We start from the raw sequence: 13,216 nt of genomic DNA on the forward strand, positions 1-13,216 counted from the left end.
ACGTCCGCGCCACGCGCGCCCGGCAGGCTGGTGCTGGTGGCATCGGGGTTGGGCGGCAAGTCTTTTCGCGACTCGGCGATCAGTTTCGCGGTGCGCGTCGCGGTTCCCGACGGTGCGTCGGCCTTGTGCGGGTGATGCAGCTCGATGACCTCTGCCGAGTCGCGAAAAGACTTGCCGCCCAACCCCGATGCCACCAGCACCAGCCTGCCGGGCGCGCGTGGCGCGGACGTCGACGGCATCCCGGTGCACTCGGTGCGGCTGGCCGGGCTGGTCGCCCATCAGGAGATCCTGCTCGGCACCGAGGGGGAGACGCTGAGCATCCGGCACGACAGCATTGACCGGACCTCGTTCGTGCCCGGTGTGCTGCTGGCCGTGCGGCGGATCAAGGAACACCCGGGCCTCACGGTGGGTCTCGAGGCCCTGCTCGATCTGCAATGACCTGAATCTGCCATGACCTCTGCCATGACCAAAGCGCTGCGCACCCAATTGCTCGTCGCCTTCATGTGCGTCGCGCTGTTGGTGTACTTCGTGCTGTTGGGGCGCGTCGCCTTCGCGATGATCGGCTCCGGGCGGGCCGCGGCCGTCGGCCTCGGACTGGCGGTGTTGATCCTGCCGGTGATCGGGCTCTGGGCAATGATCGCCACCCTGCGCGCCGGATTCGCGCACCAGAAGCTGGCCCGGCTGATTGCCGCCGACGGAATGGAACTGGACACCAGCGCGCTGCCGCGCCGGCCGTCGGGCCGCATCCAGCGCGACGCGGCCGACGAATTGTTCGCCGCGGTGCGCACCGAAGTGCAGGACCACCCCGAGGACTGGCGGCGCTGGTATCGGCTGGCCCGCGCGTACGACTACGCCGGCGACCGCCGCCGCGCGCGCGAGGCGATGAGGACCGCGGTCGAGCTGCAGGGCCGCCAGTGAACGAAACACCGCGCAAGACGCTGCTGATCGTGCACCACACGCCGTCGCCGTATACCCACGAGATGTTCGAGGCGGTGGTTTCCGGGGCCACCGACCCCGACATCGAGGGCGTGGACGTGCTGCGGCGCCCGGCGCTGACGGTGTCGCCGGCCGAGATGCTGGCCGCCGACGGTTACCTGCTGGGCACGCCCGCGAACCTCGGATACATCTCGGGCGCCCTCAAGCACGCGTTCGACTGCGCCTATTACCAATTGCTCGACTCCACGCGCGGGCGACCGTTCGGGCTCTACCTGCACGGCAACGAGGGCACCGAGGGCGCCGAGCGTGCCGTCGACACCATCACCACCGGGCTGGGTTGGTCCAAAGCCGCGGCGACCGTGGTGGTTTCGGGCAAGCCGACCAAGGATGAGCTGCAGGCGTGCTGGGAGCTCGGCGCGACCGTCGCCGCACAGTTGATGGAGTGAGTGCCGTCTAAAACCGGTCAGGGCGAGGGTGTCTCACCGTGTTCCCGGAAGCTTGTCGAAGCGCCCTGAGTGGAGAACAGCGACCTCGGGGCGACCTGGGGCGACGCGGAGGGCTCCACGCTGTGCATCGTCCTGAGAAATGCCGAACCGGCCTGTGGCTCGGGGGTTTCCGATAAGACCTGCGAGGCTCTGGGCCGTGCCGATGAGGCGGTCGCGTCCAACCTCTGGATTAGCTCGCGGGGGAGTTCAATTGGTTCGTACTGGGTAGCCCAATCTACATCGGGCGGAATCAGCTGCGACGTTTCTGTCCCACCGCCGATGGGGGTCCCCGCCAGTTCGGATCCGACGCCGCTGATTTGGCTCAGGGTGTAGCTGTCGGGCGCTAATCTCTGCATCGGCGGAGGCCAGGTTGAAGACGAGCCGTTGCCGTCGCCGTCCTGTGGACCGCTCTTGCTGCCGGTATCGCTTATGGGCGGAATCGGCGTATCCGGCGGGCGCTTGGTGCCGGCGTTGCCGCCGCCGTTGGGAACGCCGGTCGGCTGCCCGGTGTTCGATGGCTGCGTTGACGGTGCCATTGTGCCCGCCGCCTGCTCGAGGTATTGCCGCCACGCCTGAAGATAGCTGAACAGTTGCTGGGCATAGTCGGCCGGCGCGGGTGGCGCTGGTGACGTCGCAGCGGCGGACGGCGCCGGCGGCATGAACGGCGCGGTCGGCATCAACGGCATGAAGGGCGTGAACGGCGGCGCGAACTGACCTCCCGGCGGCGCGGTGGGAAACACGTTCGGGGCGTTCGGAAATGGTGACGCGGCTGCCATGGCCGTCCACTGGTCGAGAATCTGTCGCCAAGCCTGGAGGTAGTTGAGCAACTGCTGGTTGGAATCGGCTGTGGGCGTGAACATTTTCTGACCTCCCGTGAAGGTGGGAATAGGGGACGGAGGGGCACCGAACGAAAGCGCGGCCGGGATGTCCAGTGGATGCGGCAGTGACTGCTCGCAGAACTTCGAATCGATGTTGCGTAGCAGGCGCGTGTCGGCCGGCTCACGATTTTCGCAGTCGAACACGTAGCAATAGTCACCGGCTGGGGTCGGGAATCGAATCGGGCTCGACAGACCTTGATCGAGGAAGCCGAAGGGAAACTCCCAAGCGAGCGTGGTCTTCTCCCGGCGATCGCGACCACCCGATGCCACCCAGACGTAGTGGTCGAGGATGGCGTTGACGGCGTGACGTCCCGACTCGCACGCGGCCTCCATTGAGGTCATCCGGGTAAAGGTCTTGTTCCAAGTGCCCCCGAAGACCACCGAATTGTTGTGTACCTGATAGCCGCCGTGGCGGGCTTGCCAGACGTTCCGCAGCTCCAGGTCTTCGAGCCACCAGTCCTCGGGCGGTGCGCTACTCCAAGACGATCCGTGCGGGTTCCACGGGTCGCTGCCGGGCCGATTGTCCCAGTCGCCGATGATGGGAACGAGGTACGGCGTCTCGTTTTGAACCACGCGACCCTGGCCCTGACCGGGTCCGGCGGCCATTTTCAGGCCGCGATCCAGCGCGTACCACGCGGGCCACGGCATCGCCTCCGCCGCAAGGGATTCGTTGTTGCTCGTGAGGGCGGCAACGATCTGGCGCCACACTTCCGCGGCGAGTTCATCAGGAGCGCAGTCGCGGGCCGCCTTGCCCAGGTGCCGGGAGAGGGTATTGAAGTCCCCGACGTCGACGGACAGCACCGAAACGTGGCCGTCGCGGTCCAGAATCGGTTCCTTCTCCCAGAATCCATGCTGATTGATCGACGAGAGCGCCCACTCCGTGCCGGCGTAGAGCATGTGTCCTCGGAGCAGCTGGAATTCCGTGTCGAAGTAATACTGGATGCCGCACAGCGTTTGGAACCGATCCCAGGGCACTCGTCCGAGCTCGTCCATGTTGTAGGGATTCCGTCGCCGCGGGACCCGTGCCGAGGCGGGTTGCAGCGGACCGTCGGGTGGGGGTGCAGACGTAGTAAATCCGTCGAGCCTACCTACGGTGCCGCCTGTGCCCGCCGCGCGCAGCGGCGCGGTGATGGATTCGGCTGCGGGGGCATCGACGGCGACGACGGTGTAGTCCGGAGTCACCCGCGTACCGTCGGCGAACGTGATCTGCACGCGAGGTCGGAGATGGGGCGGCTGGCTCGGGTCGAAGGCGAAAGAATCGAGGCGACTCGCCACACCGCGCACGAAACGTACGCCAAGCGCGACGAGGTGGTGGTACCAGTTGTCGAACCACACCTCGGTGGTGGGACCGTTGAGTACCCCGTCGGCCTTATCGTCGTGGCGGTCCATGTTCAGGTACAGCTGAAGATAAGTGGTGATGTTGGTCCGTGCGTCCCCCCAACGCGAGTCGAAAGCGGCCAGGACCCTTGGCATCTCGCGCAAGAGCGCGTCGAAACTCGGCGAATAGGAGAATTGCTTGGTCCCGGTCGAGCTGTCGTACCCGACGAAGAAGTCGTAGGCGGAGAGGTTCTGCAATTCGATGGCGCGTCGCAAGGGGCTGGTGGCCAGATAGCGGAGTATCCGGCTCTGGAAGATTGCGAGATCTTCGGCGGTGAAGCCCAATCCGGCGATCTGGCTGAGGATGCCGAGAAACTCGGCAGGACTGCGGGGGAGTTCACGGGGAAAGACGAGGGAGGGCTTGCCGCCAACCGTCATGCCCTGGGTGATCACCCGCCGGACGTTGTCGTACACGGTGCGGGAAGTCGGCGTCCAGCCGGCCGTACCGCTGTATTGGTAGACCGGAATGCGCTGGAACATGTCCCAGGTGTGTAAGTAGTACGCGGGGAAGAAGCGGAAGCCGTGTTCACCCGCAACCGCTCGGCCGGGAGGACGCGGCTGGCCCCGCCGGCCTGGGAAGGGACGCAGCTGGGCTTGGCTTCCGCCTTGCGGGCCCACCGTCGAGTACTGAGACGCGGCGAGGCCGCCAATCTTGACGGGCGGGTATGTTCCGGCCGGCTGGGCTCCCAGTCCATTCCGTTCGTCGGGTCGGCCCTCGTACACCGTGACGACGAAGCCGCGCTCGGCGAGCTCGTGCGCCGCGGTGAGCCCGGCGATGCCCGCCCCGAGGACCGCCACAGTGGGACGAGGTTCGCCCGATCCCGGGGTGCAGATGCTCTCAGTCATGCTGCCCCCGAACGGAGTTCGGACAGCACGCCGGGCTGCGAGGGCGCCCGCACCGCCGCATGGACGTACGCCAGCAGCGAGTCGTGGGCCCGCTGGACGTCATCGAGCGAACCCCACACGCTCACCGCGCCCGCCTCCACGGCCGCCCCGAGCGCCACCCGGGCATCCAGCACGTCAAGGATGGCGGCGCGCGAGGTGATGATCCGGACGGATGGAGTCTGCGCCGCACCGTCGAACACCTGAAGTCGATCACCACCACGCAGGGAAAACACCTCACCGTCGACGTCGAGCTCGACCACCATCGGGCCGAGCTCTGCGACCAGCGCCCGGTAACTGTCGGGCACCTCGTCCTCGAGGTGCTCGACTGAACGCCGCAGTAGCGACGAAACCCGTTCAGCCATGGAGGAACTCGAATACTCCGGTACCGACGAAGTCGAAGTCTTCGCCATTCACTGTGCCGCTCGCCCGAACGGCGCCGTCGGCTTCGCAGAGCACAGTCGATCGGTCGAGGTGTACCTCGCTCGGTTGGGCCAGGCGGGTATAAGAACGCGAGCGGAACTCGGCGTGCACCTTGTCGCCAGCCCGCGTGGCGGTGATCTCGATCCGTTCCGGCACCCCCGGCACCTCGCCGTCCAGTAGCAGCCGCATCGGGGGCGGCAAGACGCAGTCGGCCGCGCGGTCGAGCAGGCCGTGGGTGCGCGCCTGCACCGCCGCGTGGCGAAATATCGCGGCGGGCTCGTCGTGGTGCCACACGTAGAGCGATCGGGACAGAGAGCGCTGCCGCCTCCCGTCGGTGATATGCACGGATACCATCGACCACGGGTCTCCGGGTCTGGCCGGCAAAATGGTGCCCCACGTCCAACCAAAGTCGTCGCCCCACCGGAACCGACCCCAGTTGTGGTCGTGATAGGCGAGGTCGTCCTCAAAACGGTGTTCTCGTCCGCCGATGCGCAGCCATCCGTCGGCGCGCAGCCTCGGTACGAAGAGCCAGCTGACGCGGCCTTCACCCGCCGGTTCGTTGCGGACCACGAATGGCCGGCTCGCCGAGATGAAGTGCAGTTCGCCCCGAATACCGTTGTCAGGCAAATCGATTGCCACGCGATAGCCGTCGGGCACGATGGTCATTCGGTTACCGCCGATGGTCAGTTCACCCAGATCGGCCGAGACGTTCAGAGCGCGCCCGTCGAACCGCTCGATGGCGCCGGTCCATGTCTCGTCGTGAGCGATGATGATGACGCGTGGTGCGAGCCGGACTTCGTCTCCGGCGAGCAGTTCATTGTTGAGGCTGAAGTTGATCAAAACCCGCACGTCCAGCCCGTGAATCACGAAGTGCTGCCACTCCTTGAAACCCGCGGGCCGGGCGGTGGCCAGCACCGGGGCGCGGAGGAAGTCGCTGCGGGCCAGGAGCGCGCTCATCGGAGCCACCGCGTACTCGGGTCCGGGGGTGGTGGCGTGGCACTCGGATTCGGCTGTGCGACAGCCGAATTGGCGAATCCCTCGATCGTCGCTCCGAGGCTCGCAAACCCGAGCAGAAGGTGCACGAAGTCGTCTGGGGCGCGGGGGTGCCCGGCTCGGCCTTCGCCGTCTGTGGCCAGGCTGTGCACCACCCGGGCGACGCCGGCAAGGCCGACCAGATAGCCGATGAAATCGCTTTGGTCTGCGAGAGCTTCGCGAGGATCGGTGAGCGTCATGCAAACCCCTCGGGCCGCAGGCGATTCAGAATCGAATCGTCGAGGCCACGCCCGACGACGGCGTCTGCCATCAGATCCACCCAGGCGTCGGGAACGGCATCGGGCGCGGCGGGACCGCCGAGAACGTTGAGGCTCACCATCTCCCAGACGCGCCGTAGGTTCTCCACCGCTTCCGAGGCGGCCAACGCGTCGCGTAGCCGTGCCCCGCGGGGTGTGCTTGCGTAACGGCGGCCCTCGGCGACGAGGAGGTCGTGCAGCCGTCGGGCGGCCGCGGGATTGCCGAGGACCGCTCGGCGCGCCCCCAGGAGTAGGTCGAACACCCTGCGCTGCATCTCGGCGGCTTCGTCCGGCGGGGGCGGCTGCAACTGCGGGGCTTGTTGTTCGATGAGGTCAAGAGTGAGCTCGCGGATCCGCTCGAGTTCCGCCAGCATGCCGAGCGTGGCTTCGGGGTTCATCGGGTCCGCCCGTGTACGTAGTCCACCAGGTCGGCCAGCATGTCTCGATGACGACTGTGCGGCAACCAGTCGAGCTTCGCGAGCGCCACGGCAGCCTTCTGGGCATGCCCGGCGGCGACGTCGCGGGCATGCTCGAGCGAGCCCACGCGGTGCATCAATTCATAGAGCCATTGAATGTCCTTGAGGGCCTTGGGCTCCGACGGATGATGCCCCTGCAGCCGGGCCTCGATCTCCGCCCGACCCGACTGGGACAGTTCACCGCGGGCGGTGAGGCGATCGAGCAGGTTGGTCAGCCCCAACTCGCCGTCGGCGCTCGGTCGGCGCTTGGCCAGAATCGCCACCGCCCGAACCTGGTCCTGCGGTTCGGCACTTCGCAAGGTGTGCAGCAGCATCAGGGTCCGCTTGCCCTCCCAGAGGTCGCCGCCGATCTCCTTCCCGTACTCCTGCGGGTCCGCCCGCAAGTTCAGCAGGTCGTCGGTGATCTGGAAGGCCGCTCCCAGGTGGCGGCCGAGGGATTCCAACGGAGGCAACCGCTCTGCTCCGGCGCCAGCGGCGATCGCGCCGGCGTGTAGCGGCGTGATGAAGGAGTACCAGCTCGTCTTGAGTTCCACCATCTTGAGGTAGTCGGCATCCTGGAGCCGCCACGTGTTGGACCGGACCCACTCGAGCTCCAGCGCCTGCCCGTCGACGGTCAGCCGGGTCATCTTGGCGACGGCCCGCAGGATGCGCAGGGCGGGTCCGAGCCCTACCCGCTCGACGTTGTCCAGTAGCGGTTGTAGCGACAGCGAGAGCATGGCGTCGCCGACGTTGACGGCGATCGGCACGCCATGGTCGATGTGCAGCGTGGGCTTGCCTCGCCGCCACCAGGATTCGTCCTCGATGTCGTCGTGGATGAGAAACGCGTTGTGGTACAGCTCGAGGGTCGCGGCGGTGGGCAATATGGCCTCGAGGTGGCCGCCGAGCCCAAGGCACATCGCGATGCTCAGCGCCGGTCGCAGCGCCTTGCCGCCGCGCAGCGGATAATCGAGGATCAGGTCGTAGAGGCCGTTCGACCCGCGTTCACCCGGACCGTAGAGCCGCTCGATCTCGCTGTCGCAGGCCTGCTTGCACAGCTCAAGGTAGTCGTCGAGTGGGTTGCCTGCGGTCGGGTTGATGCTGCCGTCAAGTCGGTTAGCCGTGTGCGACAGCGGCGAGGCCGGTAGCATCCGTGACCCTTGTTGCATAACTGATCCGCGCGTAGAGCTCGATTCCACCCGAGCTGTTTTCGCCGGCGACCGCAAGGCTGGGCAACACGCTGACCGCGAGGTCCACGGGCTCCTCACCGGGCGAGGCCTCCGGCGCCGCGCCCTGGGGGATCCGCCGCCGACGGCCGATGACGAGCAGCCGCTCCCCCGTATCGGGGGCTGAAGGGGGTGCGGTTTGGACGTTGTCGATTCGGTGTAACGCGTTGACATTCGCCACCATCATCAGCTGCTGAAGGATGTTGACGTACCCGCTGACGAATTCGTTGAGCTTGGTGAGCCCGAGCGTATTGGTAACGAGGCAGGAGGGCGCCCGATACCCGGCATCTTCGACGTGCACCCGGGAGGTCAGAAGCGGGGTTTGCAGGTCCTTTGGGTTGATGTTTGCTGCCGCGATGGTCGTCAGATTCGGTGCGGGGACCTTCCCGTAGATCGCTGGGATGACGTCTTGGTCAACCTGCTTGGCCAGGTCGACGGCCGCCGCGGTGGCCGCGGTGAGCAGCGCGTCGGGGGTCGGCGCGATCGCCTGCGCGAGCGATACGTCGATCTTTGAGCTCTTCGGCGTCAATGGCACAACATTTGGAGTTTTGACGATGCCATCGGAGACAAACATCTGACCAGGGTCGCCGGTGTCCCAGTGCGGGATGGCCTGCCAGGCAACGCTGCACTGCCCGAACGTCTCTTTGACTGCTTGGTTGGCAAGGGCCAACCGCTCTGCACTCAGGTACATGGCCGCTCCTTGACCGCCCCCGGCTGTCGGTACAAATCATGTGACAAATACCACACATCACGCAATCGCTTCAGCAAAGTATCGAAAGTGGGGTACTGCGCTACTTGTTCAGGAGTGCGACCTCTTGACCAGGGGTCATTTCACCGCGCGCCATCGCGTCGCAGTGCGCCAGATGCAGCGGAGCGACGGGGTCGTCGGGCAGCAGCGCGCGGCATCGTTCGAAGGCGGCGCGCGCCCCGTCGACGTCGCCCGCGTCGAACAGTGCGAAGGCCTCGTCGAACGCGGGCTGCGCCGCGCGTTTCGCGGCGCGAAGTGGAGCCGAATCCTCGTCGTACACTTCGTAAATCGTCACCGGTCGACGTCGGTTGACCACCATGACGCGCTCCATGCGGCGGACGTTGAACCGCTCGGACGCCCCGAGGCGCTGGTACGTGTGATCGGAGATGAGCAAGGCGGAGCCGTAGCGCTTGTTGGTGCTCTCGATGCGCGCGGCCAGGTTCACCGCGTCGCCGATGATGGTGAGCACCATGCGGTTCACCCCGCCGACCAGCCCGACTCCGACCATCCCGGTGTTGATGCCGATTCCGGCCCGTAGTTCTTCGGATCCGGCCGCTTTTCGCTCTTCGTTGTGCGCGCGCAAGGAGCGCAGCATCGCCAGTCCTGCCCGAACGGCGTCGGGCTCGGATTCGAAGACAGCGACGATCTCGTCCCCGCGGACGTCTTGAATCATGCCGTTATAGCCGATGATCGGGAGCTCGACGGCACGCAGAAAACCCATCGCCAGGTTGCTCGCCTCACCGACGTTCATGTCCTCGATCATGGTGGTGTAGCCCCGGATGTCGCTGATGAGCACCGTCATCTCGCGCTCGACCCGGTAGCCGTTGCGGACGCGGCGAAGGTCGTCGATGTCGAGGATGCGCAGCAGCTCGTTGGGCACGAATCTCGACTGTGCGTCCATGAGGGACTGTCGGTACTCGTCGGCGGCCCGCAGTCGGGCCTCGAGCTGGAAGTTCCACAGCGGCGCGGCGGCCTGGGCGCACAAGAAGGCGACCGCCTCCTGGTGCTCGGCGACAAAGTTGCCGTCCGGTGCGTCCCGCTCGGCGTAAATCACGCCGATTGTTGTGTCGTGCAAGGTGATCGGAACGATGAGGACGGGCGGGGTCCGTGCCTGACGGTCGGCCGCGACGATGGCCGGAGAGCCGCCGTCCAGCACGCGGCGCACGATGTTCCTGTCATAAGACACCTCGGTCCATGGCCCGTCCACGATCGAAATCTCGCCGTGATCGTGGATGGCCCGGACGGCCAAGTTCTCCGCGTCGCCGGTGAGGAGCAGGACGCGGCCCGCACCAGTCGTGTCGGCGACCGAGCCCAAAATGATGTTGGCCAAGGCATCCGAAGTTCGCGCTCCCGACAGCGCGCGCAGTAGCTGATGCGCGCCGACAGGGTCGATCCCCGCCGAGCCTTTCTGGACGAGGTCGCGCCTGAGCAGCCAGGGGTGCTCGCGCGCCAGCCAGTCGGTGCGCACCGCGAAACCCAAAGTCAGCCAGCGCTGGTACGCCGATCCCAGCATGTGGTCCCGAAGCCGCGCCCGCCCCGTGTCGCCATACAGCGCCGCGGCCTCCTCGTGGGCGTAAGCGCTGATCATCGGCAGCTGGCTTTCCTCGGCGAGTTCAATCGCCTGATGCAAGTAGCGCTCCGCCTTGGCGTGTTGCCCGCGCGCCCGGGCCCAGGCTCCCTGGAGCAGCGCGTGCGACGCCGCGTAGTTCTCCGGCGCGCTCGCCGCCCACTTGCGGTGCGATGCCAGAGTCTGGCGCACGAAGTGGGCCGTCGAGCGGTCCCGCGGCGCCTGTCGAATCATGCTTAGCGCGCCCACCAGGTAGATGAGTTCTGAGATCGCAGTGCCGGCCATCCCACCGATGTGCTCGATTGCCTCCGGCGTCGCGGCGACTGTGCCCTCATAGTCGCCACACCAGAAGTGCAGGCCCTGCTTCATGGTCGCGGCCGCACCCAGGGCTACCTCGTCGCCCTCGCTGCGGGCCGCCGGCAGCACTTCCCGCTCGTCGTAGCCGCTCTCGCCGGCGAGGAGGAAGGGATCGGCGCCGCGGCCCATCAGATTGAGGCAAAGCTGCTGCACGGCCTGGCAAAGCGCGCCGGCAACCGGCTGGGAACGGATGTGTGGGATCAGGGAGCTGGCGAGGGCGTCGATCTCAGGGAGGGGACGACCGGCCCAGAATGACTGGGAGAGCAGGACCGCGACCAGAAGCCCGGCGTTTTCCTGGTCGCCTTGGTCGAGCGCCTCCTCGACGGCGTCGCGAAGCGCGGCTAAGCCCTCGCGGAGGGGGTGGCGCCAATGGTGGATGTAGTCCAGGTGCATGAACACCGTCTGCGGCCGGGCCTCGCGGAATTCCGGCCGCTGGGCGAGCAGCATGGCTACCTCGCCGAAGCGCTGGCCGCCCGCGTGGTCACCGAGCAGCACCCGGACGATCCCGTAACCGGCAATGACCAGCGGCGAAGACGGCGTGTGGCCGTGGGCCAGCGTGAGATCGAGCTGCTTTCGCACGAGCAAGGGCAGAAGGTTGGGCCGGACCCGGACCGCCATGTTGCATAGCTCGGCAAGAATCCGGTGCAGTGCGATGACCCGTTGGTCATCGCAGTGCGGCAGCTGAAGCAGCCGTTCATTGCTCCACCCGCGCATTGTCAACCTCATCCGGACGACCGCGTTGGCCATGCGCGGCGTGCCCGCGTCGGTCGGCACCCGTTCGCCGAACTCGGCGAGCGCTTGCAGCCCGATCTCGAGCGCCTCCTGCAGACGGTTCTGCGCGACGCGCCCTTTGAGCCGCAGGTAAGCGATGCGCGCGCGGTCCGGCGGGTCGCGCAGGATCTCCTCGGCCTCGTCGAGTAGCGCATTCAGCGCGGGCACGTCACCCACCAGCAACGCGGCGTCGGCGGCGTCGAGCTGCAGCTGCCGGGTCAGATCGAAGTGTGCGGTCCAACGCTGCCCGCCGAGCAGCGTCAGTGCGTCCCGGCAGTAGTTGAGCGCCAACGGGAATGAAGCCTGGGCCCTCGCCTTCTGTGCCGCCCGCCGCAACACCTCGACGAAACAAACGCGCTCGGCGTCGTCGGCGAGCCCACGCCCGCCGATGCCGAGATGGCGCGCGGCCTCGAACAACCGGTCGTCCTCCCGCTCGACCAGCCACCGACCGATCCGCAGGTGTGTCGCGCGGATCTCGTCGTCGGACAGGGCCACCCGCGCCGCCTCGGTCACCCGGTCATGGCTGAAGCGGTACCGGGCGTCGCGGCTGATCGCGTTGGCGATCCGCCGGCCGCCGCTGTCCACGGCCTCCAGCAGACGGAGTTCGAGGCACGACCACAGCGCCTGGGCCACCACCTCGGGCGGCTGCGCGGCCGCCGCGGTGGCGTCGTCCAGGTCGAACTCGCCGCCGAAGCACGACAGCGAACCCAACACCTCGCGGTCGATCGGGCGAAGTTGGTCGAGGTAGCGGCCGAGAAACTCGGCGGCCGTGGCGGAAACCTCGATCGAGGTAAGCACGCGCAGGTCCCAGCTCGGGTTGCCGCCGGGGCCGACCGGGGTCAGCGCGCCCTCGCGTTGCGCGCGGTAGAGCAGCTGACGGACCTGCAGCGGATTGCCGCCGGTCCGATGGTGGAACTCGGCGGCCACATCGGCCAGCTCCACGCTCCGGCCGCACACGTCGGCCAGCAGCTCCTCGACGTCCTCGGTGGCCAGCGGTTGCAGTTCGATGGTGGTGAGGTTGTCCGATTTGATGCCCCCGGCGTCCGGGTCGAACTCGCCCGCGCGGTGCCCGCCGACCACCAGGACGTTGCGCAGCGACACCGTCAGCAGTTCGGACAACAGCAGCAACGTGTCGCGGTCCGCCCACTGCAGGTCGTCGATCGCCAGCACCACCGGCCGGTAGGACGCCGTGGTCGAGACCAGCAGGATGGCTGCGCGGTGCAACCGGCGGCGAGCGTCCGCCGCGTCGAGATCGGTGTCGGTCGAGGGCTCACCCAGCACCGGCGCCAATTCAGGCACGAGTGGCGAGAGGACACCCGCAAACCCCGACATCTCGCTGACGAGGTCGGCTCGCCAACGGTCACGCTCGGCCGGGCCGGTGGCCTCCATGGTGCGCACGACCGAGCTCAGCGCGTCGGCCAGCGCCGAATACGGAGCCGGGCCGCCGTCGCGGCACCTTCCGTAGGCGAATACGCAGTCGCGGCGGGAGATCTCGACGCCGAACGCCTGGATGAGCGTCGACTTGCCCACCCCGGGGACCCCGCTGAGCAGGACGCACCCTCCGCTGACCCGTTCGGCCGTCGCCACCGCGTTCCGGAGTTCGCCGAGCTCCTGCCGTCGGCCGGCCACCCGGCCGTCGAGATCCAGTACCGGCGTCGTCACGGCCCGGGGCGCTCCGTGCTGAGCGCCGTGCGCCGGATGGCGCCGCAAGGGGATCGCGAGTCCGAGCCCATGCGCATGGCGGTTCCCCTCCAAGGGAAATGTCCACCCACCGGAGTGACGGTCCCGCTGCGGGACTGTGCAGCATCCATTTGGCGGGTCGTGC

10 protein-coding genes and 1 pseudogene are annotated in these 13,216 nt (G+C 67.3%); 3 read left to right on the forward strand and 8 right to left on the reverse strand.

Features of this window, described 5'->3' with window-relative positions:
- Positions 1 to 239, reverse strand: a 239-nt coding sequence (locus A5646_RS28250; RefSeq protein WP_369806956.1) for a dihydrodipicolinate reductase C-terminal domain-containing protein, incomplete at its 3' end; no start/stop codon positions are given.
- Here A5646_RS28250 and A5646_RS17405 point away from each other — a divergent pair.
- The 3 genes and pseudogenes from A5646_RS17405 to A5646_RS17415 all read left to right on the forward strand — a co-directional run.
- Positions 154 to 438 (forward strand): annotated as a pseudogene (locus A5646_RS17405) (dihydrodipicolinate reductase C-terminal domain-containing protein); the annotation flags it as partial. The gene A5646_RS28250 and the pseudogene A5646_RS17405 sit on opposite strands and share 86 nt — an antisense overlap.
- A 24-nt stretch (positions 439 to 462) precedes the next feature.
- Positions 463 to 918 carry a hypothetical protein gene (locus tag A5646_RS17410; protein ID WP_066860881.1) on the forward strand — a complete coding sequence of 152 codons (456 nt, stop codon included), beginning with the start codon at positions 463 to 465 and terminating at the stop codon, positions 916 to 918.
- A 62-nt stretch (positions 919 to 980) separates the two neighbouring features.
- The gene (locus A5646_RS17415) at positions 981 to 1,382 is read left to right on the forward strand and encodes a flavodoxin family protein (RefSeq protein ID WP_066860964.1); all 402 of its coding nucleotides are present in this window, start codon (positions 981 to 983) and stop codon (positions 1,380 to 1,382) included.
- A 17-nt stretch (positions 1,383 to 1,399) separates the two neighbouring features.
- Here the strand turns inward: A5646_RS17415 and A5646_RS17420 are convergent, their stop codons facing one another.
- The 7 genes from A5646_RS17420 to A5646_RS17455 all read right to left on the reverse strand — a co-directional run bounded on the left by A5646_RS17420 (position 1,400) and on the right by A5646_RS17455 (position 13,053).
- Positions 1,400 to 4,522: an NAD(P)-binding protein gene (locus tag A5646_RS17420; protein WP_067023013.1), complete on the reverse strand. Its 3,123-nt coding sequence runs from the start codon at positions 4,520 to 4,522 to the stop codon at positions 1,400 to 1,402.
- Positions 4,519 to 4,923, reverse strand: coding sequence for an SCP-2 sterol transfer family protein (locus A5646_RS17425; protein ID WP_066879688.1), 405 nt, complete (start codon positions 4,921 to 4,923; stop codon positions 4,519 to 4,521). Before A5646_RS17425 ends, A5646_RS17420 begins: the two co-directional genes overlap by 4 nt.
- A complete protein-coding gene (locus A5646_RS17430) occupies positions 4,916 to 5,938 on the reverse strand; it encodes a hypothetical protein (RefSeq protein WP_066860872.1) in 1,023 nt (340 codons plus the stop codon). Before A5646_RS17430 ends, A5646_RS17425 begins: the two co-directional genes overlap by 8 nt.
- Before the next feature lie 271 nt (positions 5,939 to 6,209).
- Complete coding sequence (locus A5646_RS17440) at positions 6,210 to 6,668, reverse strand: hypothetical protein (RefSeq protein ID WP_066860866.1); 459 nt, start codon at positions 6,666 to 6,668, stop codon at positions 6,210 to 6,212.
- Positions 6,665 to 7,873: a polyprenyl synthetase family protein gene (locus A5646_RS17445; protein ID WP_082972233.1), complete on the reverse strand. Its 1,209-nt coding sequence runs from the start codon at positions 7,871 to 7,873 to the stop codon at positions 6,665 to 6,667. The genes A5646_RS17440 and A5646_RS17445 overlap by 4 nt, the downstream gene beginning before the upstream one ends.
- Positions 7,839 to 8,639 carry a hypothetical protein gene (locus A5646_RS17450; RefSeq protein WP_066879682.1) on the reverse strand — a complete coding sequence of 267 codons (801 nt, stop codon included), beginning with the start codon at positions 8,637 to 8,639 and terminating at the stop codon, positions 7,839 to 7,841. The genes A5646_RS17445 and A5646_RS17450 overlap by 35 nt, the downstream gene beginning before the upstream one ends.
- Before the next feature lie 100 nt (positions 8,640 to 8,739).
- Positions 8,740 to 13,053, reverse strand: a complete 4,314-nt coding sequence (locus tag A5646_RS17455) for an AAA family ATPase (protein ID WP_197505226.1) — start codon at positions 13,051 to 13,053, stop codon at positions 8,740 to 8,742.
- Between the last annotated feature and the right edge of the window lie 163 nt (positions 13,054 to 13,216).

The organism is Mycobacterium sp. 1245499.0 (assembly GCF_001673615.1).
GTDB classification, from domain to species: domain Bacteria; phylum Actinomycetota; class Actinomycetes; order Mycobacteriales; family Mycobacteriaceae; genus Mycobacterium; species Mycobacterium europaeum_A.